This window comes from Sporanaerobacter sp. PP17-6a (assembly GCF_900095615.1).
In the GTDB taxonomy this organism is placed as follows: Bacteria; Bacillota; Clostridia; order Tissierellales; family Acidilutibacteraceae; genus Acidilutibacter; species Acidilutibacter cellobiosedens.
Window position 1 is genome coordinate 46,301 of record NZ_FMIF01000026.1, and the last position, 24,572, is coordinate 70,872.

23 protein-coding genes are annotated in these 24,572 nt (G+C 29.8%); 22 read left to right on the forward strand and 1 reads right to left on the reverse strand.

Features of this window, described 5'->3' with window-relative positions; all coding sequences use genetic code 11:
- The first annotated feature begins 43 nt into the window (after positions 1-43).
- From PP176A_RS10815 to PP176A_RS10885, 15 genes are all read left to right on the forward strand, one after another.
- Positions 44-706 carry a class I SAM-dependent methyltransferase gene (locus PP176A_RS10815; RefSeq protein WP_200796132.1) on the forward strand — a complete coding sequence of 221 codons (663 nt, stop codon included), beginning with the start codon at positions 44-46 and terminating at the stop codon, positions 704-706.
- A gap of 61 nt (positions 707-767) precedes the next feature.
- Complete coding sequence (locus PP176A_RS10820; RefSeq protein WP_071140491.1) at positions 768-2,474, forward strand: ABC transporter ATP-binding protein; 1,707 nt, start codon at positions 768-770, stop codon at positions 2,472-2,474.
- Positions 2,455-4,131: an ATP-binding cassette domain-containing protein gene (locus tag PP176A_RS10825; RefSeq protein ID WP_071140492.1), complete on the forward strand. Its 1,677-nt coding sequence runs from the start codon at positions 2,455-2,457 to the stop codon at positions 4,129-4,131. The genes PP176A_RS10820 and PP176A_RS10825 overlap by 20 nt, the downstream gene beginning before the upstream one ends.
- Positions 4,132-4,396: 265 nt before the next feature.
- Positions 4,397-5,323 (forward strand): ABC transporter ATP-binding protein, encoded by a 927-nt coding sequence (locus tag PP176A_RS10830; protein WP_083381919.1) that lies wholly within the window; start codon positions 4,397-4,399, stop codon positions 5,321-5,323.
- Positions 5,320-6,117: an ABC transporter permease gene (locus PP176A_RS10835; protein WP_071140493.1), complete on the forward strand. Its 798-nt coding sequence runs from the start codon at positions 5,320-5,322 to the stop codon at positions 6,115-6,117. Before PP176A_RS10830 ends, PP176A_RS10835 begins: the two co-directional genes overlap by 4 nt.
- 24 nt (positions 6,118-6,141) lie before the next feature.
- Positions 6,142-7,350: an MFS transporter gene (locus PP176A_RS10840; protein WP_071140494.1), complete on the forward strand. Its 1,209-nt coding sequence runs from the start codon at positions 6,142-6,144 to the stop codon at positions 7,348-7,350.
- Positions 7,351-8,247: 897 nt separating this feature from the next.
- A complete protein-coding gene (locus PP176A_RS10845; RefSeq protein ID WP_071140495.1) occupies positions 8,248-9,186 on the forward strand; it encodes an ABC transporter ATP-binding protein in 939 nt (312 codons plus the stop codon).
- Entirely contained in the window at positions 9,173-9,973 is an 801-nt protein-coding gene (locus PP176A_RS10850) for an ABC transporter permease (protein WP_071140496.1), read from the forward strand. The genes PP176A_RS10845 and PP176A_RS10850 overlap by 14 nt, the downstream gene beginning before the upstream one ends.
- Before the next feature lie 50 nt (positions 9,974-10,023).
- Entirely contained in the window at positions 10,024-10,824 is an 801-nt protein-coding gene (locus PP176A_RS10855) for an ABC transporter permease (RefSeq protein WP_071140497.1), read from the forward strand.
- A gap of 225 nt (positions 10,825-11,049) precedes the next feature.
- Entirely contained in the window at positions 11,050-11,553 is a 504-nt protein-coding gene (locus PP176A_RS10860; protein ID WP_071140498.1) for an NUDIX hydrolase, read from the forward strand.
- A 102-nt stretch (positions 11,554-11,655) separates the two neighbouring features.
- Entirely contained in the window at positions 11,656-12,369 is a 714-nt protein-coding gene (locus PP176A_RS10865) for a GNAT family N-acetyltransferase (RefSeq protein WP_071140542.1), read from the forward strand.
- A gap of 444 nt (positions 12,370-12,813) precedes the next feature.
- Positions 12,814-14,493 carry a ribosomal protection-like ABC-F family protein gene (gene abc-f / locus PP176A_RS10870; RefSeq protein ID WP_071140499.1) on the forward strand — a complete coding sequence of 560 codons (1,680 nt, stop codon included), beginning with the start codon at positions 12,814-12,816 and terminating at the stop codon, positions 14,491-14,493.
- 47 nt (positions 14,494-14,540) lie between these two features.
- A complete protein-coding gene (locus PP176A_RS10875) occupies positions 14,541-14,783 on the forward strand; it encodes a hypothetical protein (RefSeq protein ID WP_071140500.1) in 243 nt (80 codons plus the stop codon).
- A 59-nt stretch (positions 14,784-14,842) separates the two neighbouring features.
- Positions 14,843-15,325 (forward strand): peroxiredoxin, encoded by a 483-nt coding sequence (locus PP176A_RS10880; protein WP_071140501.1) that lies wholly within the window; start codon positions 14,843-14,845, stop codon positions 15,323-15,325.
- A gap of 102 nt (positions 15,326-15,427) precedes the next feature.
- Positions 15,428-15,976, forward strand: coding sequence for a hydrolase (locus tag PP176A_RS10885; protein ID WP_071140502.1), 549 nt, complete (start codon positions 15,428-15,430; stop codon positions 15,974-15,976).
- 20 nt (positions 15,977-15,996) lie between these two features.
- Here PP176A_RS10885 and PP176A_RS16255 read toward each other — a convergent pair whose 3' ends face one another.
- On the reverse strand, positions 15,997-16,164 hold the full coding sequence (locus tag PP176A_RS16255) for a hypothetical protein (protein ID WP_159429062.1): 168 nt from the start codon (positions 16,162-16,164) through the stop codon (positions 15,997-15,999).
- Positions 16,165-16,368: 204 nt separating this feature from the next.
- On the opposite strand from PP176A_RS16255, the gene PP176A_RS10890 reads away from it, so the two are divergent.
- The 7 genes from PP176A_RS10890 (at position 16,369) to cas4 (ending at position 24,566) form a co-directional block, all read left to right on the forward strand.
- A complete protein-coding gene (locus PP176A_RS10890) occupies positions 16,369-16,842 on the forward strand; it encodes a GNAT family N-acetyltransferase (protein WP_071140503.1) in 474 nt (157 codons plus the stop codon).
- Between the two features lie 401 nt (positions 16,843-17,243).
- Entirely contained in the window at positions 17,244-17,939 is a 696-nt protein-coding gene (locus tag PP176A_RS10895; protein ID WP_071140504.1) for a CRISPR-associated endoribonuclease Cas6, read from the forward strand.
- A gap of 18 nt (positions 17,940-17,957) precedes the next feature.
- Positions 17,958-19,703 carry a type I-B CRISPR-associated protein Cas8b/Csh1 gene (gene cas8b, locus PP176A_RS10900; RefSeq protein WP_071140505.1) on the forward strand — a complete coding sequence of 582 codons (1,746 nt, stop codon included), beginning with the start codon at positions 17,958-17,960 and terminating at the stop codon, positions 19,701-19,703.
- Positions 19,681-20,646 carry a type I CRISPR-associated protein Cas7 gene (locus PP176A_RS10905; RefSeq protein WP_234958910.1) on the forward strand — a complete coding sequence of 322 codons (966 nt, stop codon included), beginning with the start codon at positions 19,681-19,683 and terminating at the stop codon, positions 20,644-20,646. The genes cas8b and PP176A_RS10905 overlap by 23 nt, the downstream gene beginning before the upstream one ends.
- Before the next feature lie 4 nt (positions 20,647-20,650).
- A complete protein-coding gene (cas5b, locus tag PP176A_RS10910; RefSeq protein ID WP_071140506.1) occupies positions 20,651-21,406 on the forward strand; it encodes a type I-B CRISPR-associated protein Cas5b in 756 nt (251 codons plus the stop codon).
- 55 nt (positions 21,407-21,461) lie between these two features.
- Positions 21,462-24,056, forward strand: coding sequence for a CRISPR-associated helicase/endonuclease Cas3 (locus PP176A_RS10915; protein ID WP_071140507.1), 2,595 nt, complete (start codon positions 21,462-21,464; stop codon positions 24,054-24,056).
- 15 nt (positions 24,057-24,071) lie between these two features.
- A complete protein-coding gene (gene cas4, locus PP176A_RS10920; RefSeq protein WP_071140508.1) occupies positions 24,072-24,566 on the forward strand; it encodes a CRISPR-associated protein Cas4 in 495 nt (164 codons plus the stop codon).
- The last annotated feature ends 6 nt before the right edge of the window (positions 24,567-24,572 follow it).

Below are 24,572 nucleotides of genomic sequence, written 5' to 3' on the forward strand. Positions count from 1 at the left end.
TGTGCTGTTTGTGGTTATAAAAATTTATTCCAGGAGTAAAAATATGAATGAAGATAACGTAAAAAAGGCGTATTCGTCTTCAAAAAATGTTTATGATGATATACTGACTCAGACAAAATGGTGGTCTAAACTATATATACGGTTCTTTTGGAACGGTATAAATGATAATGAAATCGCTGACAAGGTTTTAAAAATGATTCCGAGTGATTTTGCCGGGAAATTACTTGATGTGCCAGTTGGCACCGGAATATTCACATTAGGTAAATATATGACATTGCCAAATGTCGAAATAACGTGCATAGATTATTCAGGAGATATGTTACTTCAAGCTCAAAAAAGATTTTCCGATAGTAAACTCAGAAATGTTACTTGCATGCAAGGTGATGTAGGAAACCTAAAATTCAGCAATGAAACATTTGATATTGTCCTATCTATGAACGGATTTCATGCTTTTCCTGACAAAGAGAAGGCATTTTCTGAAACTGCACGTGTTATAAAAAAAGGTGGTATCTTTTGCGGCTGTTTTTATATTAAAGGGCAATGTAAACGTACGGATTTTATCGTCAATTCTCTGCTGGCGAAAAAAGGTTGGTTTACACCGCCTTTTCAATCTCTTGAGGAATTGAGGTCAAAATTATCTGCGATATACACTCAGGCTGAGGTAGTCAATCAAAAATCAATAGCTTATTTTAAGTGTGTCAAATAGTTCCATATTTGTTCGTTTTTTATATACAGATTATATTAAATCATGAGGGTAATGGTGTAAAATGAAAATCAAAGAGTTTTTAAAAAAGTATTTGCTTCCTAAATGGCCGGCATATCTGATATTGTTGATTATTATGATTTTAAGTGTCTGTTGCGGAATTATATTACCGCAAATTGTCGGACAGGCTATTGATAACTTATCGGTAAAACAATCCGTGGGAGAAAAGGTATTAATCGGGCTGCCTATTTTGTACATAATGGTTGTATTTTTAAAAATAGGGGTTACAACATTAAATGAATCTTTAAGCTTAAAAATTGGTTGGACGGTAAGCAATAATATACGAAAAGACTTATTTAGGCATTGTTTAACTTTAGAACTTGATTATTTTAAATCACATACAAGTGGTGAAATAACGGAAAGAATTGATGGAGATGTAAGTCAGCTTAATTCTTTCTTCTCAAGTTTTTTCGTAAATCTACTGGGAAATATGTTACTAATAATTGGCGTAGTAGTAATGTTTTATAAAAAGTCATGGATATTGGGTATTATCACTACAATCTTTATAATAACTATATTTTTAGCATTTCAATTAAGTCAAAACAAGATACAAATGTTATGGAAAGAAACGCGAGAGAGTACTGCTAAACTGGATGGAGCTTTTGAAGAAATGGTTCAACTCCAGAAAGATCTGTATGGTACTGGCGGAAAAGAATTTTGTACGAATATTATAAATAAATGTTTACAAAAAAACAAAAAGGATATAGTTAAAGCTCAATTTATTGGGAATTGGCCGGCTACTTTTTTCTTTTCTGCGCTTAACTTGTTAGAGGCAATAACCTTCTCAATCTGTATATATCAATTTTACAGAAGCGAAATATCCATTGGCGATGTTTATGTCTTGACCAGTTATATAAGTATGTTGAATATTCCGCTAAGCCTCATTAGATATGAATTTTCCAACTTACAAAAGGCAGGAGGCTCTCTTAGCAGAATTCTGGAATTTTGGAATGAGAATTCCCATATTTCAAGTGGAGATAAAAAGCTTCTAAAAAAGCCAAGTATTGTTCTTGAAGACGTTTATTTCTCTTATGGTCAAGAAAATGTTCTAAAAGATGTGAATTTATTTATAAGGGCCGGAGAGACAGTGGCATTACTTGGGAGAACTGGAAGCGGGAAAAGCACGCTGTTTAATGTTTTATCAAAATTATATGAAACTGACAGAGGAAATATTTTATTAAATGGAATTAATATTAAAGATTATAACCTTGAAACATATCATCAGAGTGTGGTTGTAATTCCGCAGGATGTTTTTTTGTTTCCCGGAACCTTAAGAGAAAATTTACTTGTATTTACTGATAAGCATTGTTCAGATGAACAATTGATTCAAAGAATTAAGCTATCTGGTTTGAAAGATTGGTATACATCTCTTGCCGACGGCCTTGACACATTAATTAATTCCAACATGTTGTCGGCTGGTCAGGCTCAAATGCTCGCTTTTGTGAGAGCTACTTTTCAAGATGCAAAATTGATTTTGTTGGATGAAGTAACCAGCAGGATTAATTTTGAAAGCGAGAAAATGTTTTCTCGATTCGTGAAAATGTTTATACAGGGCAAGACATGCATCTTTATTACACACGACATTAGACATTTATATAACGTCGATAAAGTGGTCCTAATGAAATCAGGTAAAATTGTTAAGGTAACTGATCCAAATAATATTAATTTTGAAGAGATAAAGGAGTTCACAGATGAAGGAATCAGCATCTAAAAATCGTTTATTTTACCATAATATTATAAAACAAAATCTAAATAAATATATATTGGTGACAACTATAGAAACTATTACGTATACAGCTAGTTTTTCTTTGAGTGGACTATTTAAAAGAGATGTTTTCAATATACTAGAAAATAAACCTCAATTATTTAGATTGTCACTTCCAATATTGATTGCTCTAATTGCAGCAGTACCAATAATTATTAACATTGTAAAACAACTAAATGCTTACTGGGTTAATGCAATAAATATGGATTTTCAAAACAATGTTAAGTTATTTTTTTATAAGCATTTATCTAATATTGAACCTGAAGCTGAAATCAGAAAAAATATTGAATCCGGCGATATGATGAGTAGGTTTAGAGATAGTTCAGATGAGATTGTAAATTATATTATGGAATTTTATTATCAACTTCCCAAGTTGTTTTTATCCATAGTTGCACTTATCGTTATGTTTCGAATAAATTGGGAATATACGTTGATTTGCGTTGTTCCTGTTCTCTTAGTTTTAATTTTATTGCGTAGATTACGAGATAAGATTTCTATGTATAGGAAAAAAACTTTAGAATTGTCAAGCCAAACTAGTAGCTATTTAGGAAATATTTTTGATTCAATGACGGTAATTAAATTGGCATCAATAAAAGCGTTTTTTATTAAGAAATATGATAAAATATTAAATTTAAGAAAAAGGGTAGCTGTTAAAGATGGAATTTTAAATAATATACTTAATGAATTTTCATCTAATATAATGTCATTGGCAATGGGGACAATATTACTGTTAATGTATAACAGGTTTTATTCCGAAGGATTTACTGTAGGTGATTTTGTATTATTTGAATATTATTTTTGGTTTTTGGCATATTTACCATCTTCAATAAGCCGGTTAGGGCTACGCATGAGACAGGCTTCTACAGCTAAAGACAGAATTGACTTAAATAGCAGTATAGAGAATGAAAACCTATTAAGTGCTGACAAAAGTATTAACGATGTTAATAATGAAATCTTTGGTTTTGCCCATAAATGGACTAAAATGAAAATTATTTTTAAAAGAAGCCCTATCGAATCTTTAACTCTACAACAAAAGGTAATTGATTTAGAACCCGGAGATATCATTTTTATTCAGGGAAGTATGGGAAGCGGTAAAAGTACCTTTTTAAAATCATTATTTGATTATTACGGTAAAAAGAATGTCGAAGTATTATGGACAGATAGAAATGGTGAACAGCAGAAGACAGATAGATTGTATCCGCCAATAGCAACTTATGTTTCCCAATCACCATTATTATTTAACGGTAGTTTAAGAGATAATATATGTTTAGGGAAAAAATATGATTCAGATTTAATGAAACGAGTACTTTATAAGTCATGTTTAGACATAGATGTTAGTGAATTTGAGAAAGGGCTTGATACTGATGCTGGGAGTAATGGGCGAAAAATGTCCGGAGGCCAGAAAAAACGAATTGCCTTAGCTCGGGCATTATATCAAGAAGGCCAAATTTTAGTTGTTGACGACTTGCTTACAGGTCTTGATATAGCAACACAAATGAAAATTAAAAAGAGATTACTTAAAGATCATAATTTAACTTTTATTTTAACCGGAGGAATTCCAATTGATGATATAGATACTAATTCAAAAATTATATATTTATAATCAACTAAAGGAGAGATATGTAAACTACAGATACTGGAAATATTATATACTTGGTTAAAAGAAAAAGAGAAGATTATGTAAATCAAAAGAACAGGTATAATGTTTCGGAATAATTTTGAAGTGTGTAGTTTTAGCTGTGAGAAGTTTATATACTTTTATACATAAAAGAAAAAATTTTTATTTTTTGGAGGAAATATAAAAAGCAATGTAGAATTATATGGAATAAGAAGTAAATTTAGGGCATAAGTGAAACGGGGGTGGCTTCTTGAAAGCAATAGAAGTTAATAACTTAGTGAAAAGGTATGGAGAAGTTTTTGCCGTAAATAATGTTTCATTTTCTGTAGAGAAGGGGAGTATATGTGCAATACTTGGACCTAACGGTTCAGGCAAGACTACTACTATTAAAAGTATATGCAACTTAATAATTCCAGATGAAGGTGAAATAAAAGTATATGGAAAAGATAATAAAAAATCCATGGATAAAATGGCAGCATTGTTTGAAGGCAACAGAAATATTTATTGGAGATTGACTCCAACAGAAAATTTAAGATATTTTGCAGGTATAAGGGGTCTGGGGGGAAAGAAAATAAATGAAAAAATAGATGAGTTATTGACAAGATTTAATTTAGAGAATAAGAAAAATGTTGTTGTCAATAACTTATCTAAGGGTATGCAGCAAAAGGTTGCTATAGCTATGACACTGATTTGTAATACGGATATTATTCTTTTAGACGAGCCAACCCTTGGCTTGGACGTTCGAAGCTGTATGGATATAGAAAGAGAATTAAGAACTATAGCTCGAGAAATGGATAAAACTGTGCTTTTAAGTACCCATGATATGAAATTGGTTCAGGATGTATGTGATGATGTTGTTATATTGGACAAGGGCAAAATAGTGGCGGATGGTACGGTAGAAAACCTTTTGCGTATGTTTAGAGGTATGACTTACGAATTTGTTTTATTAAATCCTATATCTGAAGAAATAAAAGATTGTTTATTGGGCTTAGATTATAATTTTTATTTTACGAAGGATGATACCGTATTAGAAACGGAAATATCCGATTCTAAGGAAATATATAGTATTATAGATACCTTAAGGGCTAAGAACATATTAGTGAAGGAAATAAAGCAGAAAGATGTAAATTTTGAAAGAGTATATTTGAATTTTACCGGTGGGGAGGGTAATCAATGAAAAAGTTGTTTTATTTATTTAAGGTATCTATTGAAAAATCTGTTATTGACTTAGTCAGATATAGATTTAATACCATTTCGGAAATTATCAGTTTTTATATTCCGTTTATCATGATGTTTTATATAATAAGGATGTTTGGCATCAGTATGGATGTAAGTCCTATAAAGTTAGGAGGAACATTGGAAGGTTTTGTAATAGGGTATTTTTTGTGGGTTGTAATGGTGATGGCTTATGCAGATACTGCCAATAATATAATAAATGATGCTAACCGAGGCACTTTAGAACAAATAAGCATGTCAAATTTAGGGTTACATAATGTGTTAATTGTAAGGAGTATAACAAATTTGATAGTAAACCTGTTGGTTTGCTTTATAATATTGTTTACAATAATGGCAACTACAAATTATTGGCTTGACATAAAAGTAGGCCAACTTTTAATTTTGATATTTATAGGGATTTTCAGTATTTTAGGAATTGCTTTGATATTTGGAGGATTAGCTTTAATATTTAAAAAGATTCAATCATTTTTAAATATGGTTCAATACTTTTTAATAGCGCTGGTTATTCAAGGACCAGATTCCTTTAGTTTATTAATATCGGCACTGCTTCCTTTTAGATTGTCTATTGAGAGTGTATATAGAATAGTATTGGGAGGAGAATCCATTACAGATTTTTCCTTAGGCGATTTTGGAATTATGATAGGGAATTCGGCCGCTTATTTTTTTGTAGGGTTATTGGTTTTTAAACTATGCAGTAAAATTGCAAGGAAGAACGGCTTGTTAGGGCAATATTAGGAATAAAAAAGGGGATATTTCATAATGAAAAACAAAAATTTTTTATTTTTTGCACTATCCCAAGGGATATCAAGCTTCGGAGATATATTTTTTGATACTTCTATTCTCCTGCTTGTATATGATTCTACCAGGTCGGTTTTGCAGAGTGCAATGGTGGGAGTTGCATGGCATATTTCATCTATGATACTTTCACCTATTGCAGGGGCGTTATCCGACAGCTATGATAGAAAAAGGATTTTAATGTTTTCTAATTTTATCGGATTTATTGTTACCTTCTGTGTTGCTTTATTTTATTTGATTAATGAAAAATTATCGCTGCCTATAGCATTGTCGGCAATTGTATTATCCAATATAGCCCAGACTTTTATAAGACCTGCGAGCAAATCCATTTTACCTGACATTTCAGGGGAAGAAAATATCGCAGGTGCAACGGGAACATTAAGATATATAACAGATATATTTAATTTTATCGGAACCTTGTCGGTGGGATTTGTTATTGAATTTTTCGGCGGATTTACAGCTATAATTATTGATAGTATAACGTTTTTTATAGCCAGCGTGATTATTGTATTTATCAATATCCCGCAGAGATCTATTTCCATTGATATTAATAAAAATGATAATTTATTAGGAAAAATTCGTGATGGCTGGGGAGTACTTAGTAGCAATGTTTTATTGAAAAGAATAGTTGTTGCTGCGATTCTAATAAATGTTGTATCATTTATAGGACCATTATTACCTGCTTTTATTGATGAAAAGTTTAACGGAGGGTCAATTGACTATAGCGTTATTGAGACTGTAAGTTTAATTGCCGGCATATTAGTCGGTTCCACGGCTTCTACTTTAACCGAGCATATTCAGAGCAAAAAACTTATCTCCTATGGATGGATTGGAATGGGGCTGTCTATTTTGGGGACATCAATATTTAAGGGAAGGTTTATAATATATGTCATGTTTTTCCTTCAATCGTTGTTTGTCACTGTTTCAGCGGTCAATCTTGATATTTTTATGCTCAGAGAGGTGGAGCAGAAATTCAGAGGCAGGATAATAGGGATTGTTTCCAGTTTAAGTGTTATTTCAATTCCTCTTAGCACGCTTATAGCCGGTATAGTAGGAGACAGAGTACCCGTAATGTATATATTTATGTTTGCAGGGATATATGCAACTGCTATCGGAATTTTATGCTTTATTACGGTAAAAAAAGTTAATGTTCCTCCTGAAATCGAGCATTAAGTTATTATATGTAAAAGAAGAAAACAAAATTATGAAAAATAAAATGAGTTTAAAAAAACTTGTATATATATGTGAAGTATTTGATACTAATGCAATTATAGTTCCTATAAAAACAGCATTTTATTTGAGCTTTTAAGCAATAATATAGGTTTGCTGTTTATTGCAATTGTCTTACAACAGATAATATTTTCTTATTTGTCAATACACTTTGAAATATATGTTTTAGATTCGATTGAAGATAAGAGTACAAGCACTCACTATCAATCTATCGTTTCGTTTATATACTCATCGCTCAGAATGATTATTTTAATGCTGATAACTATATTGTTTAAATATCTAAATCTGAATAGAGTTTATTATATTTTTATTGGGACTTTAATTTTTACAATTGTATTCTATGAAATTTTTAGGAGTAAAAGTCATGAACAAAGTTAAATTCCTATCTTTTATTATTTCCATCAATACTATAATGTCATAGTATGGTTAAAAAATGGCTGCATACATAGGGACGTTTTGTTTACCGTCTTTTTTGCACTAAAATCAGGGCTGTCTTCTAAAGATCTAATTGTTTTACTCCGAAGTTAAGGTAGAAAATGGAAAAGTGTAGTCAAAAATAATATTAGCGCTTTTTTTATCTTTTTTATCAAAGAGGATTGAAATTGTCTAATCAAGGATACGGTTCTTCAGGTTGACAAAATAGTCATGATAACCGTACCCACGACTTTAAGTACATTCATCTTAGTGCAACACTAACGTTTATGAATAGAAAAATAATGTCAGGGGAAAAAACAAATTAACGACAAAAATCGATAAAAAATACAGATTCACTAATGTATACTTAGTAATATGGGTTTTTGTAATGTATAATTTTTATAAATTAAAGGAAGGTAGGTAAATATGCTAAAGATATCTAATATTTCAAAAGAATTTGGTAAAAACAATAAAAAAGTACAAGCTCTAAACCATATCAATTTACAAGTAGATAAAGGGGAGATTGTTTGTATTTTAGGTCATAATGGAGCCGGGAAAACTACATTAATAAAGTGTATTAGTGGATTGATAATACCTACTAGTGGGGAAATAACTATAGATTCTGAAAGTGTTATAAAAAATTCTAATATTCCTAAAAATAAAGTAGGTGCTGTTTTGGAAGGATCAAGAAATATTTACTATTATCTTACGCCTAGGGAAAACCTGAAATATTTTGGGTTGCTTAACAATTTATCTAAAAGAGAAATAGAAGAAAGAACTGAATATTATTTAAACCTATTTGATTTAAAAAACAGAGAAAATGATATGGTTAAACAATTCTCAAGAGGAATGCAACAGAAGGTGGCAATTATGGTTGCTCTTATGAAAGAACCTGATATATTACTTCTGGATGAACCTACATTGGGATTAGATATAATATCTTCAAGCATTGTTAAAAATATTATCAAAGAATTATCAGAAAAATCCAACAAAACTATAATAATAACAACACATGATGTGCGTTTGATTGAAAATTTAGATAGCAGAGTAGTATTTATGAAAGAAGGTAGGTTAGTTAAAGATGATTATTTAAGTAATTTAAAAAATATTATAGGACAAGAAGATATTTATGAGTTAGTTATTACAGAGCAGAGTTTTAAAAGGCAAATGAACGAATTAATTGAAACTGATTACCAAGTAATAGACAATAGGGAAAATCTGATAATAATAAATACAACTAGCAAGAAGTGGATAGCTCAAAATATAGACAGTTTAGATATTATTAATATAAATAAAAAGGAATATGATTTTGAAGCTATTTATAGAAGAATCTTAGAAGAAGGTGCTATAAATGAGAAACCTTAAATTATTAGGTGCGGAGATAGTTAAAATAATGGGAGACTTAAAAGCCTATTGGTTTAATTATTTATTTGGCAATTTAAATGTATTTTTTCTTTTTCTTGGAATATTTTATGCGTTTCAAAAAAGTAATGGAACTGCAACAGATACTTTTAATTTATTGATTGGACTTATGATATGGTATTACGGAGTTCATGCCATTGATTTAATAGCTATAATAATTGAGGAAGAAGCAGAAGAGGGTACATTAGAACAGATTTTTGTTACAAGAAGCAGTTTCATAAAAGTGTTATTTAACAGAATAATGTCTCAGATTATATTTGATACGATAAAAGGTGTTTTTGTATTTGTATTATGCGCTATTACATTTAAAATTCCCTTCAGCTTTATCAAATCGATAAATTGGTTATGGACATTAATAATCTTTTTTTTAACGTTATCAGGTTTATATGGTATAGGCTATGCAGTTGCTGGGTTATCTATAATTTATAAGAAAACTACGGCAGTTGCAGGAACATGTTCAAATTTGTTATTATTTTTTACTGGCATAATAATTGATCTTGATAAATTACCTAAGGCATTTATATATCTTTCGAAAGTTTTACCATTGCATTGGGGGATGAACACTTTAAATGATTTAATTAGAAATGATTTTCAGTTATTTAAAATTGTTAGGAGTTCAAATTTTATTTACTTAATTATAAGTTGTTTATTTTGGATACTATTTGGTATATTTATATTTAAAATATGTAATGAGAAGGCTCGGATAAAAGGCACATTAAATCAATATTAATGTAGGTGTAAAGCTAATGTTATATAAAAAAATTAAAAGGGTGAGGTTTTATGAATAAATTTGGCAATGCTATCAAGGCGGAGTTTGTGAATTTATTTGGCGATTTTAAATCATATTATTTAAACTATATATTTTATAATATAAATATGTATCTTTTATTTTTAGGATTATTTTATGGAATGGAAAAGCAATCAAAAGAAAGCATTGAAATACTTTATTTCTTAATAGGATTAATATTGTGGTGGTATACGACTACCGCCATTCAATCTGTATCAATAATAATACAAGACGAAGCAAGACAAGGAACTCTTGAACAAATATTTATGACTAAATCTAAGGTAGGACAAATTACTTTATGCAAATTAATAGCTAACTACTTATTTGAAACATTACAAATAATCTTTGTAATTCTACTATGTACGCTTTCTTTTGGATTAGCAGATTTATTTAAATTAAATATAAGTTATATTAATTTATTAATCAATATTCTAATGACGCTTGTGGGGCTATGTGGAATAGGCTATGCTGTAGCAGGTTTATCTATAATATATAAAAAAGCACAAGCAGTAGCAAGAGCAACATCGAATGTAATTTTATTTTTTTCTGGTCTAATCTTACCCATAACAGCAGTTCCTAATATATTTAGATATATAGCTAAAGCATTTCCCTTCTATTGGTCAATGGAATCTATTAATCAATCTATATACAATTCAAAAACTATTTTAGATTTATTTAATAGATCTTTTGGTATGTTGACATTAGTTTCTTTAATATGGGTAGGTGTAGGAATTTTAATTTTTAATCATTCAATTAAAATAGTAAAGGTTAAGGGGAGTATATCTCATTACTAAGCAAATAGTGGAGATGCTTCTTTGAATAAAATAAACATGATCTTTTATTTATCAAAACGTAAGTATACCATAATGATGTGAGTGTAAGATTACAATAGTATAATAGTATAATAGTGTACAACATTTTGATGAATTTGGAATAAAGGGAATCGAAAATGAGATAAAAAATATGGTACAATAATTTAGTAAGATAGTGAATACTTTATGGCGAGAAGGGGATAGATTATGGAACTTTGGGATATTTACGATGAAAAAGGAAAATCAACGGGTAAAAAGGTATCAAAGGGAAGTATCTTTTCAAAGAAGGAGTACCATTTAGCTATGGAGGCATGGATCATTAATCCGGACAATCATATATTGATACAGAAACGAAGTGAAAACTGTGAAGTACTGCCGGGCATATGGGCTTTAACTACCGGTAGAATGATTTCAGGAGAAAGTTCTCTTGAAGGATGTATTCGTGAAATACATGAAGAGTTGGGAATTGCCGTAGATAAAAAGGACTGCAGTTTTATACGCAGAATATTTAGAAATAATTCGAATTTAATATGGGATTTATATCTTGTCAGAATAGATATGAGTACTGAAAATTTTGTACTTCAGAAAGATGAAGTAGATGAGGTAAAATGGGTTACTTCCGCTGAATTTAAGCAAATGTTGAAAAGCGGGATTTTGTTTGAATATCCCGAGATATATGAAGTGTTTTCATATGTGTGTCAAATAAATTGAGGGGAGTTGTGAGAAATTATTTTTGGATTATCAATCTTGGAGAAATTGAACAGACTTTTAAAATAAAATTTGATTAGATTAAGAAAGAAGAGTGCATATGATATGGAAAATATAAATAATATTTTGAATTATTTACAAAAGGATTTAGTTAAAAATATAAATATGATAAATTTTATGAATGATTACCCTGTTTTTTATATTGAAAGAGTAGGGAATTCCGTTATTGCTAAGGGAAGAAGCGATAGAAATTGGGTTTATATAAGTTCCGATTCAAAGGAAGAATTGGAAGCCGTAAAAGAAAAATTAAAGATTGACGATAAATGCTTTGCAATAATAGAGGACTGGATGATTCCTATTTTAACTAAAGGAAGTAAAATCAAATGGGAATTATCTACTACGAGATTTTTTGTTCCGGAAGATATATTGTTGCCGGATATTAAACATGTTACATCTGATTTAAAAACAGATGATGCGGATTTTATTTATCAAAATTCCGATTACAAGGAATACATATCAGTTGAATATGTTAAGGATAGAATTAAAAAAGGATTAAGCTCGGGGATACACAGTTCCGGAAAGTTAGCAGCTTGGTGTATAACTCAGGATGACGGAGCGGTAGGCTTTTTACATGTTCTTCCCGAATACAGAAAAAAAGGTTATGGAAAATCTGTAACTTTGGATGTTATCAAGAAAATAAGGAATGAAGGTAAATTACCCTTTGCCCATATTGAACAGGAAAACGAAAATTCTATAAAGCTTGCCAAGTCCTTAGGATTTAAAGAGGACAGAATTGTAAATTGGTTTGAGATAGAATAAGAGCAAAATGGTTTAATTTATTGATTTATTATTAAAATCATGATAACATAAAGTTATAAATATAGGAGGTACAAATCGGTGAGAATACATATAAGCGTTATATATTATGAAAACTCAATAAGATGTTTTTATATATAAGGTTTATATGTCCGTTTCTGTATGATATATATATTAGATATTGAAAAGAGGACTATGAACTTGTGTGTTCATAGTTTTTACATTTTTTGTAAAAAAGTTTCTATCGAGGTATAAACAAATTAAGGAATCTTTTTAAAACTCATTAGGTCAAATATATATTAGGGAAAATGAAACTTTCTTATGGGTTATAAAAAAGGGTTTCTATGAAAGTGTTAATTGAGGGAAAGTAAGATTTTTATATTAGTTACAAAATACAGTTATAGATTGTGAATCTATAACTGTATTTTTTTGGGAGGAGATAAATATATGTTATTGGAGATAAAAAATGTATCAAAGTCAATTGGAGACAGAGAATTGTTAAAGGATATTTCCTTTAAATTATATAAAAACGACAAGGTTGGATTAATAGGCAAAAACGGAGTTGGCAAGACTACACTTTTGAAGATAATTACTTCTCAAACAGAAAAGGATTCGGGAAGTGTTAAAATTAACGGAAGATGGGGATACTTGCCTCAGAATCTTTTTTTACGGAACGATAAGAATTTTGAATATGTTAATCAGATTGTCAATAAAAGTGAAAACTATGGAAGGCTTCTTGAATTGCTTAGAAAATTTGAATTGAATGGTGCTGAAAATCGTCCTATAGAAACTTTGAGCGGAGGAGAAAAAACTAAATTATATATTATAAAGCTTCTTCTTCAGAACCCCGACATACTTATAATGGATGAACCTACAAACCATTTGGATTATGAAACAATTCAATGGCTTGAAAATTTTATCAAAAACTTCAAAGGGGCAGTTTTCATAGTGACTCATGATAGGTATTTCCTCGATAATACCGTTTCAAAAATATTTGAATTAGAAAATAAAACCATAAAAAAATATAGTGGAAATTATACTTTCTATTATAATCAAAAAAAAGAGGAAACGGAGAGAATAAAACTTGAATATCATCAATATATAAATAAAAGAAAAGAGTTGGAGAAAGCGGCAAGGAAACATATGGAAAAATCCAAGAGATACAATAATATGTCCCAAAATGATTTCCAAAGGCATAAGTCTGCTAAGGTTGCTAAAAGATCAAAAGCTATAATATCAAGAATTAAAAATATGGAGGAAAAAGAAAAGCCCTTCGTACCTAAAAATATTAATGTCAAGTTCAAAAGGGGTGAAGAAAAAACCGGAGATATTTTAATTAAAGGGAGAAAGTTGTCAAAATCCTACGATAAGGTACTGTTTAAAGATATAAACTTTGATTTGTATAAGAATAAAAAAGTAGCTGTTATAGGGAAAAACGGAGTGGGAAAGAGTACTTTTCTTAAAGGAATAATAGGAAAAATAAAAATTGATGGGGAAATTTATATATCCCCGTCGGCAAAGATAGGATATTTTTCTCAGGAACTTGAAAATTTGGATATGGACATGACAGTATTAGATAATTTGAAGAAGATTTCCTTCGATGAAAGTTCAATAAGAAATATTTTAGGAAGTTTACTTTTTAAAGGAGACGATATCTATAAGAAACTTTGGGATTTGAGTTACGGAGAAAAAGTCAAAGTTTCCTTTGCCGAAATACTTCTTGAGAAAACCAATGTTCTTATTCTCGACGAACCTACAAATTTTCTTGACATTCCTACAAAGGAAATAATAGAAGATGCCCTTTCGAGATATGACGGAGCAATATTATTTGTTTCTCATGACAGATATTTTATAAATAAAATGGCTCAGGAAATATGGGAAATGAGCAATAAAGGATTTACTAAATATGACGGAGGATATAATTACTATATTGATAAAAAAAGTCGGCTGAATACCAGTAATAGTGATATTAATAAAAAAGAAGAACTTTTCAAACTGGAAATGGAACTTTCTTATATTTCTTTTAAAATCAGCAGTTGTAAAGAAGAGGAGAAGACTGAACTGGAAAGAAAATATTTTGATGTTGTAAAAAAGATGAAAGATATTAAAGATGATTTAAATAAATGAAATTATTCCATGTGTTTTCCCAATGAATCAGAGGGAGTGGATCAAAGGTGACGATAAGAAGGATATTTGATTTTGCGTTAATAAATGTTTCGGTTCCTGTTTTGGCTGTCTGCATTATTTTATTTATCATAGGGATAATAGTTATCAAAACGAGGTACAATAAAATGCCTATTTGGTGGAAGACAGTTGTTGTGGCTATTGTAGGCTTCACAGCATCCATATTGATAGTAGTCATGATATTGATAATAAGTTTTTATTCAATTGGGCTATCTGCATTTTTACCTTCTTAATATTTAAGTTTTATTTACCTCAAAACAGGGTAATAGTTTAATGAAATGAGGTGAATTTTATGGATGAAAATATTAAAACTGTTGTGGGAGAGAAAGCTCTGGATTTCACTTTTAAATCAAAAAATAATGATGATATGAAACTTTCTGATTTTATCGGCAAGAAGAATGTGATCCTTTATTTTTATCCTAAGGATAATACTCCAGGCTGTACTCTTGAAGCTATGGATTTTACGGATTTATATCCTGAATTTGAATCAGCGGATACTGAGATTTTAGGAATAAGCAGAGACAGTGCAAAATCTCATGAAGGTTTTTGCAACGATTTAGGCATTCCATTTCCATTGATTAGTGATGAAAGCGGGGAAATACACAAACTATATGGTGTACTTAAGCCAAAGGGTGGTAAGGAAGAAAACGGCTTTTCAACTGAAAGAAGTACATTTATAATAGACAAAAAAGGAATATTGGTAAAGGAATACAGGAAAGTAAAAGTAGCGGAACATGCCAATAATGTTTTAAAATTTGTTAAAAACAACTTGTAATCTTAATATTTCAATCACATATGAGAGAGTATAATAACATTGATATTGCTGATTATCAATGTTATTATACTTTTGTAGAGAAAATTGAAGGAGGCATGAAAGGTGAGCAAATTTAATTTAGATACGAAGGATGCTGTTTTATTTATTATTGATATTCAGGACAGACTTGTAAAGGTTATGAAATATGGTAAACAAATAATTGACAAGACAAATATTTTGATTTCGGCTTCGGAAGAACTGAAACTTCCTATAATTTATACGGAACAATATCCTAAGGGATTGGGCGGTACAGTTCCTGAACTTCAGGAAAGATTAGAGACAGCTAAGAAATTTGAAAAGGTAAATTTTTCGGCTTATCTTGAAGAAGTCAAAAAAGAGCTTGAAAATACAGGCAGAAAGAAGATCATAATTACGGGGATGGAAACCCATGTATGTGTTTTTCAGACTGCAAGGGATTTAATTGAAAACGGATATGATGTGTTTATTGTAAGTGACGGAGTTTGCTCAAGAACCAAGGAAGATTACAAAAACGGCTTATCTCTGATGAGAGATATGGGAGCTGTAATAACGAATACTGAAACGGTAGTATTTGATCTGTTAAAGAAAGCAGGAACTCCTGAGTTTAAAGTAATCTCTAAGCTGATAAAGTAGGTGCCTAGACTGGGGAAATTTCAATAATGTTTGCATATATTCATTAAGCAGACGAGCTGCCTCTCAAGCTCGTCTATATTGCTGCGGCCTTCAAAATGAGGCATCGGTCCCCCATATTCCAATGTGATATTATTTGGATTAGTCAATCCAAGAACCCATTCCAATAATTTATAGTCTTCATCCTGCATTTCGACATGCTTATCTCTTAGCCCTTCTTTACTGTTTAAGACTCCGACTACATGTATTTCTTTTATTTTTTTTAATAATTAGAAATTATATCTTCCATAAATGTTATGACTGAATTTATAGTAATTATATAACTACAGTCTTTATTATTTATGATAAAATAATGAAAGATACTGATTCGTTTGATATATAGGAGAGTGATTAGATTGAAATTAGAATTCGGAAAACTTACACAAAAGAATGCAGTTATAATTGCTGATGAGTGGAAATATCCGGGCATTTATTCATTTTATGATATGACTGCTGATGAAGATGACTATAATGAATTAATAGACCCAGATATGCGAGGAGAAACGTATTTTGAGGTACTTAGCGGTTGTGAACTTATTGGTTTTTTAACTTTAAATATTAGTGAAAATGTTGCTGATATTGGTATAGGTATGCGCCCGGATTTAACAGGAAGGGGTTTAGGAACGGAATTCATGTCCTCATGCCTAAATTTTATAACCGAAAAACACACAAATATTAAGGCAATAACTTTATCCGTAGCTTGTTTTAATATACGTGCAATAAAAGTCTACAAAAAATTGGGCTTTAAAGAAGAATATTATTTTGACCAACAAACAAATGGGGGCAATTTTAAATTTGTTTCTATGAGAAAAGATGTTTTTTTGGAGTGATGAAATTTGCAAAATTCAAGTTTTATAAGTATAATATATATTAATAAATTTATAAAGATAGTTAGGAAAATAAATATAAAATTTGGGAATAATAGTTGTTAAGAAATTTTATTTAAATGATAATATATAATTTAGTGTATTTGAACCTTAACATAAGATGTATTGAAATATATTTTTTGTTTGATTAAGTAAAAAGTTGAACCGTAACATGAGATGTAGAAAAATAAGAAGAAAAGAAATATTTTATTTTCAACTTAAAAAATCAATATTATTTGTTTGATAAATAATAACGACAGGTATATAATTAATTTAAGTTAAAAAAATTATTTATATAAACATTATATAGCAATTTAATGAATAAGTATTCAAAATTTATTAAACAAATGAAGGAAGGTGAAAATATGAAAGTATATGAATTTAAATTGAAAGTTTATGTTCTTGAAAACATGAACAGCAAAAGGTCCCTGGAGTACATATCGCAACTAATCGATAAAAGTTTTTTAAAAAACAAAGAGCTGTCTGATTTTCATGAGGAAAACGCATTTAAAAATTATGTCCACAATAGTTTTTATCCCGTGGAAAAGTCCAAAATTTATCAAAAGGGAAATATATATACCATAATAATCCGAACAGTAGACGAAAGGCTTGCCGATCATTTCGAAAAATATTTGGCAAATGAATATACAAGATATTTAAAAGCATTAACTGTTGAGAAAAATATTATTCCTGACAAGGGAATAATAGAGAAAATTTACAGTATTACTCCCGCAGTTGCAAAATTTGAAGAAGGATATTGGAGAAAAAGTGAATCGATTGGAAATTACGAAAAAAGGCTGGAGGAAAATCTGGTAAAGAAATATAACGATTATTTTAATAAAAAAATAGAAGAAAATTTTGAACTTTTTACATTCTTAAAATTTGATAATATGAAGCCCATTGCATCCGAATTTAAGAATATACAGCTTTTGGGAGACAAGCTTACCCTTTATGTTGCTGAGAACAAAATGGCTCAGAAATTGGCATATTTTGCTTTAGGAGTAGGGATATTGGAATTAAATTCCAGAGGATTTGGATATGTAAATTGTAAATGGCTTTAAAAGAGAGGAGGTGAAAACGTGCTTAAGGATTGTGTAGATACATTTAAGAAAATATATGAAGAAAAAGGTGACAAAATTATAATTGATAATTATGTATTGTCTGAAGGAAGTTATATTTTAGTGGATGATAAGGGAGACATTGAAAAGATACTTGAAGTAAATAAAGAAGATGTAGACAGAAATGACAGTATGTATTATATTTTTGCAGAAATGGATTATCTGTCAAGATTGCCGGATATGAACAAGCCTGTAGATTCCAAAAAAGTAATACACAGTAATAATTGTTTTTCTTTTTTTATTAAAAAACCCAATATAAATCCTAAAAAACTTACTGACGAGATTATAGATAACTATTACAAAAATATTTTATATCCTGAAAAAAAATATGATGGGAAAAAGAAAGAGATGTATTTGAATATAGAAAAAAAACATGGAAAAACAGATGACAAAATTATAGAAAAGAATAAAAATTGGATAAAGAGCAGGATATATAAAATAATCGAAGAAGAAAATATAAAAAACGATAAAAATTATCTGAAGATATTTTTTAAAGCTGATATGGAACAGTATAAAATTGAGAGTGAAAAATATATAATTCCTAATATCTATAATGATGTCAAGTATAATATAAAAATAGGCAATGAGGTATTAGGGCTTCCAAACGATAATATGGGACTTAACTCCAAAAAACCTTATCTTGAACATAGAACACGAAAAAATAAGCTTCCCTATTTGATTTCGGAAGAAGAGGTAATATTGCAGAAAAAGTTTTTTGATTATTTGATGAATTATGCTTCTCAGGGGAGAACCAATATATATATAAGTGATTCTAATATTGAATGCCTGGCAAATGATGAATCTCCTAATGATGAATTTTCAGGGTATTTTTTAAAGATACAAAAGGGAAAAGAAGTGGAAATTCAGGATTTTGATGAAATAATTTTATATGAAAAGAAGATTAAAAATTTAAACATCGAAAATGTCCTATCCATTAAATATGAAGGCAAGCAACAGAACTTAAATAACTACGGACCTCTTGAGAATTGGAAGGATTTAAGAAGTGTGATAAATGAAGTATATTTTAGCAAGTACTTAACTAATAATTATTTTACCAAACCGAAAGATATGAAAGTTTATGATCCTGAAATAGAAAGAAATATTCTTAGGTATAGGAAGGCATTTTTTGACTGGCTTTATAAAGGGAATGAAAAGGTTATAAAACAAGTTTTCCCTCAAGTATCCATGAATTTAATAGAGAATTCCATTTGCAACGGCTATATTTTAAGAGCAAAAGAGCAGTTTAATTTGAGAGAATCGATAATAAAATATTTTGGAGGTGTGGAAAATATGGGAGATATTTTAAAAAATTTATCAGATAAGTTGAGAGAAAAAATAAGCAGCAATCCTAGAGGGGAAATAGATAAAGATGAAGAATACTATTTTGCCGTAGGACAGCTTGTAAGTTATTTAATATCTAAGAATAAATCAAATAAAAAGATGCATTCCCTTATAAATCCTATATTGAATTGCAGTACAGATGAGAAACTCAAAGATGAGCTTAGAAAATTGTTTACTAAGTATAATTATGATATTTGGAAGAAAGATAAGAGATTCAATAATTTATATGGTATGGTTATCGGTTATGTTCCGGAAAAGGATGGAATAATAAAGGATATTTTAATCGGAGGTTATTTATACAGCAATTTATTATATGAAAAAGATAAAGAGGAGGTAAAGGAAGATGGAAAACAAGAGCATGAATAAAAGAGTTTACGGGGTAATAGGGATAAAATCAATTATGTCCAATTGGAATGCGGATTTCAGCGGTTATCCCAAATCCATATCTACCGGGGAAATATTCGGAAGTGACAAGGCCCTGAAATATCCTATGAAAAAGATGTGGATGGATCAAGGAGAAAAGATTCTTTATATCAAATCCCTAAAGATGGAGGAAGATAAAAAAGGGAAAAAAGAGTTAAGGCCTAAATCCTTGGAAGAGAGATATGAGGAGATATTTTCCGTTCCTAAATTAAAAGATGAAGATAAAAGGGAAGTCGTTCAAAATCTTTTTACTGCATTAGACGTTAAAAATTTTGGGGCCACTTTTGCGGAAGAAGGTAACAATATTTCCATAACCGGAACCGTTCAAATAGGACAGGGATTTAACAAATATGATAAGACTTCTGTTGAAGAACAGCAGATATTGTCACCATTCAGAGTGGAGAATGAAAAAAATAAGAGGGATGAAGAAGAAGCAAAGTCATCTACTCTTGGTACGAAAATAGTCAGCAGTGAAGCTCATTATTTTTATCCCTTTGTTATAAATCCGGCTTCTTATAATGATTATATAAAATTGGGAGTTACAGAAGGATATACGGAAGAAGATTATAAAAAGTTTAAAGAAGCAGCTCTTGTTTCAGCCACTGCCTTCAATACAAATTCCAAAATAGGCTGCGAAAATGAGCTGTCAATATTCATAGAAACGGAATCGGATCTTTATTTGCCTGATATAACTCAATATATTGAATTTGAAAAAGGCGGAGAAAAAGATATTATAAGATTTTCCAAAGAATTAATAGATCTTATCGACAAATTATCTGATAAGATAATCAATACAGAAGTATATTATAATTCTTTAAAGATTCACATTGACAAAAACTTTCCCAAAGCAAAATATTATAATATTTTTACAAGAGAAGAGCTGTAAAACCATGGACGGAATTAAATTTTTGCTAAAAGGGAGGACAGCCTTTTTCAAAAAGCCCGATGTGAATACTTATTTATATTTTACTTACGGAAATATTCACAAAATAGCATTACTGGGGATAATAGGGGCTGCGATGGGATTTAAAGGGTATACCTTTCAAGATGAAAAAACTTATCCTGAATTTTACGAGAAGCTAAAGGATTTGAAATTTTCGGTTGTACCTGACAATAATCCCGGAGGGTTTATTCCCAAAAAGATTCAGACTTTCAATAATTCCGTAGGATATGCTTCTCAGGAATCGGGAGGAAATCTTGTAGTAACGGAACAGTGGCTGGAAAATCCAAGCTGGGAAATTTATATTTTGATTGATGACAATCCATATATAGATGAAATTAAAGACAGGCTTTTAAATGGAAAGTTTGTTTATCTGCCTTATTTGGGAAAGAATGACCATTTTGCCGATATTTTAGATACAAAGTTGGTAAAATTAGAAGAAGTATCTGATTTTGACAGGTTGGATAGTTTGTTTTTAAAGGATTATTTTGAAATTTTGGATAAGGCTGATGCGTTTACAGGAATATTTAATGAGGATTATAAAGAAGAAAAACTGTGGAAATATGAAGAAAAGCTGCCGGAAAAATTGGATGAAAATACAAATCAATACATTACAAAAAGATATGTGTTTACCAATATGAACGTAAAACCCAAAAAGAAATGTCCGGTTTTTTCGGATGGAAATAAAAATTTATTTTTTTCTTAGAAATTATCCCCCACTGTTTTGGTGGGGGAGTATATCTTAGAGGGGTGGTTTACGTATGATTTTTGATGGAGTAAAGTTATTTGATATGGATAAGTTTATTCCAAATAATGAAGATATATATGCTCATTTGAAGGAAGATAGGAATAGAAAAGATGATATTAAGGAGAAATTAAAAGAGCATTCGGATTTGGCATATTCATATTTTTTGAAGTTATGTGAAGAGAAAAAATTAAATGGGGTATTTAAAAATCTTGAAAATGTTTTTTTTGGCAAAGATGAATATGACGGAATAAAATTGTGGGAAGAGATGGTTTGTAATGAAATATATATGCATGATTTAGGGAAGATAAACAGCGGATTTCAGTATAGAAAAATGAGAAACAAAAAATATGAAAATAAACCTACAGAAGATTCGAAACATTCAATGCTTTCGGCCTGTATATATTTTGACTATTTTTTTAAGAAAATAAGAAAATTTATAGGCAATATAGAAGAAAATAAAAATTTATGCAGTACTCTTTTGACCTTTTTGTTTCTTAATTCCTATATAATATCAAGGCATCACAGCTCTTTTGACGACTTGTATGAATTCGGCGAAAAGTTTCAGGAAAGTTATAAAAAATATAGAAACAATAAAATAATTTATGAAGACTATAATGTTGATTTTTTTGCTACTGAAAATCATGTTAAAGCTGTATTTAAATTATGCGGTGATTTTTTGAAGAATTATGATAAATCTCAACCTTGGAATTGTATGAATATATATGTCTATACAAAATTTGTTTACTCACTGTTAGTTGCTTCGGATTTTTATTCAACCTCAGAGTTTATAAATGGCAATGAAATTAAGAAATTTGGAACGATTAAAGATGTGGACAGGTTTTATGATATATATAAGGAAAATAAAAATTATAAAAGTATAAGGCGATATGAGAAATGTATAAACGGAGAAGGTATCAAACCTTATAAAGATGGGGATATCAATGAATTAAGAAGCAGTATGTTTTTGGAGGCAGAAAAAAATTTAGAAAATCATTTAAATGAGAATATATTTTATCTTGAAGCCCCGACAGGCAGCGGTAAAACTAATACTTCTATTAATTTGGCTTTTAAAATGCTAAAAAATAATTCTAATTTAAATAAAATATTTTATATATTTCCTTTTAATACTTTAGTTGAACAGACGAAAAAATCCCTTAATGATATTTTCAAAGGCAATAAAGATATACAAAATGATATAACGGTGGTTAACTCTATTACTCCCATAAAATTAATTGATGAGGAAGAGGACAATAAGTTACATTTAAAGGGCTCCTTAAAACAGGAGATAAATTATGAAAGAGCGGTATTGGACAGGCAGTTTTTGCACTATCCGATTGTACTGACAACTCATGTAGGATTTTTTAGTCATCTTTTCGGTAATGAAAGGGAAGAGGTTTTTCCTTTAGTTCATTTGGCTAACAGTGTAGTTATTCTTGATGAAATTCAGAGTTACAGAAATGATATCTGGAAGGAAATAATATTATTTTTGAAAAAATATACGGAAATTTTAAATATAAAGATAATAATAATGTCCGCAACTTTGCCGAAGCTTGATAAATTGACGGATACGAAAGAAGAATTCGTATCTTTGATTGAAAACAAGGATAAATATTTTAAAAATCCACTGTTTAAAAACAGAGTGAAACCCGATTATTCATTATTAAATGTCAGTGAAAATTTATGGGACAGGTTAAAAGAAAAGTTAATTGAGGTAGCTAAAAGTACAGATAAAAATATAGCAATAGAGTTCATAACAAAAAAATCGGCGGAAAAATTTTATGATGAATTGTGCGAAGATAAGAGATTATCAGGTAAGAAAATATTACTGCTGACAGGTGATGATAACAAGTTTGAAAGAAAGAAAATAATTAATGCTGTAGATAAAGAAAATAACATAGTTCTTGTTTCAACCCAGATAATTGAAGCAGGAGTGGATGTGGATATGTATGCGGGTTTTAAGGATATTTCAATATTGGATTCGGAAGAACAATTCATGGGGCGTATAAATCGTTCGTGCCTAAAAAAGATGGCAGTAGTGTATTTTTTTGATTTGGATAAAGCTTCTACTGTTTATAAGAAGGATTACAGGAAAGATTCAAGTGTTACTTTGAAACAGGGCTATATCAGAGATATTTTGGAAAATAAAGATTTTGATAAATTTTATGAGATAATAATGAGAAGGATAGAAGAAAATTTAAACAGAGAAAACCCAGACAATATAAAGAACTTCAGAGAAAGTATAATAGAACTTAATTATAGGATTATTTCTAAGAGGATGGAGTTGATTTCAGATGATATGAAAGAATACACAGTTTTTATTAATAGAGAAGTGAATTTGGAGAAGAAAGGAAAGTTAATAGGGAGGGAAGTGTGGCAAGAGTATAAAAAAGTATTGATGGATAAAAACATTGGATATGCTGAGAAAAAAGTTAAATTATCTGAAGTAATGGAAAAAATGAGTTATTTTATATATAAAGTAAGATCATTAAACGTGTCATATAATGATTTAATCGGAGAAATATTTTATTTGGAAGACGGAGAAAAGTATTTTGAAGACGGAAAGTTTAAGAGAGCATTGTTGGAAGAGGGTAATTGTGATATTTTGTAATATGGAGGAAAACTTATGAAAGTTAACGGAACGATGATAAATTATTATTTTCACTGTAAACGTCAGTGTTGGCTTTTTGCCAACAGAATTAATTTGGAAGACAATAGCGAAGATGTCCATATAGGAAGAGTTCTCCATGAATTAAAATACAACGGAAATGAAAATGCCGAAGTTTCCATAGAAAATATAAAGGTAGATAAAATTACTAATGATTATCTTGTTGAAATTAAAAAATCCGATGCAGATGTAGAAGCAGCAAAATGGCAGACTCTCTTGTATTTAAAAATTTTAAAAGAGAAGGGGATAAATAGGAAAGGAAAGATTGAGTTTATTGAAAAAAATAAACAGAATAAAAAAGTTATTACATTAGAACTTACAGGGGAAGAGGAAAATAAATTAAATGAACTGGAGAATGAAATAATCGAATTTGTTTCATCGGATAAATTGCCGGACCCGATATATAAGCCAAAGTGTAAGAAATGTGCATTTTATGAGTACTGTTTTATTTAAGGTAAG

What these genes read in the sequence shown, in the direction of transcription:
- PP176A_RS10815 (WP_200796132.1), top strand. Translation starts at nt 44, where the DNA reads ATGAATGAAGATAACGTAAAAAAGGCGTATTCGTCTTCAAAAAATGTT.
- PP176A_RS10820 (WP_071140491.1), top strand. Translation starts at nt 768, where the DNA reads ATGAAAATCAAAGAGTTTTTAAAAAAGTATTTGCTTCCTAAATGGCCG.
- PP176A_RS10825 (WP_071140492.1), top strand. Translation starts at nt 2,455, where the DNA reads ATGAAGGAATCAGCATCTAAAAATCGTTTATTTTACCATAATATTATA.
- PP176A_RS10835 (WP_071140493.1), top strand. Translation starts at nt 5,320, where the DNA reads ATGAAAAAGTTGTTTTATTTATTTAAGGTATCTATTGAAAAATCTGTT.
- PP176A_RS10840 (WP_071140494.1), top strand. Translation starts at nt 6,142, where the DNA reads ATGAAAAACAAAAATTTTTTATTTTTTGCACTATCCCAAGGGATATCA.
- PP176A_RS10845 (WP_071140495.1), top strand. Translation starts at nt 8,248, where the DNA reads ATGCTAAAGATATCTAATATTTCAAAAGAATTTGGTAAAAACAATAAA.
- PP176A_RS10850 (WP_071140496.1), top strand. Translation starts at nt 9,173, where the DNA reads ATGAGAAACCTTAAATTATTAGGTGCGGAGATAGTTAAAATAATGGGA.
- PP176A_RS10855 (WP_071140497.1), top strand. Translation starts at nt 10,024, where the DNA reads ATGAATAAATTTGGCAATGCTATCAAGGCGGAGTTTGTGAATTTATTT.
- PP176A_RS10860 (WP_071140498.1), top strand. Translation starts at nt 11,050, where the DNA reads ATGGAACTTTGGGATATTTACGATGAAAAAGGAAAATCAACGGGTAAA.
- PP176A_RS10865 (WP_071140542.1), top strand. Translation starts at nt 11,656, where the DNA reads ATGGAAAATATAAATAATATTTTGAATTATTTACAAAAGGATTTAGTT.
- abc-f (WP_071140499.1), top strand. Translation starts at nt 12,814, where the DNA reads ATGTTATTGGAGATAAAAAATGTATCAAAGTCAATTGGAGACAGAGAA.
- PP176A_RS10880 (WP_071140501.1), top strand. Translation starts at nt 14,843, where the DNA reads ATGGATGAAAATATTAAAACTGTTGTGGGAGAGAAAGCTCTGGATTTC.
- PP176A_RS16255 (WP_159429062.1), bottom strand. Translation starts at nt 16,164, where the DNA reads ATGCAGGATGAAGACTATAAATTATTGGAATGGGTTCTTGGATTGACT.
- PP176A_RS10895 (WP_071140504.1), top strand. Translation starts at nt 17,244, where the DNA reads ATGAAAGTATATGAATTTAAATTGAAAGTTTATGTTCTTGAAAACATG.
- PP176A_RS10905 (WP_234958910.1), top strand. Translation starts at nt 19,681, where the DNA reads ATGGAAAACAAGAGCATGAATAAAAGAGTTTACGGGGTAATAGGGATA.
- cas5b (WP_071140506.1), top strand. Translation starts at nt 20,651, where the DNA reads ATGGACGGAATTAAATTTTTGCTAAAAGGGAGGACAGCCTTTTTCAAA.
- PP176A_RS10915 (WP_071140507.1), top strand. Translation starts at nt 21,462, where the DNA reads ATGATTTTTGATGGAGTAAAGTTATTTGATATGGATAAGTTTATTCCA.
- cas4 (WP_071140508.1), top strand. Translation starts at nt 24,072, where the DNA reads ATGAAAGTTAACGGAACGATGATAAATTATTATTTTCACTGTAAACGT.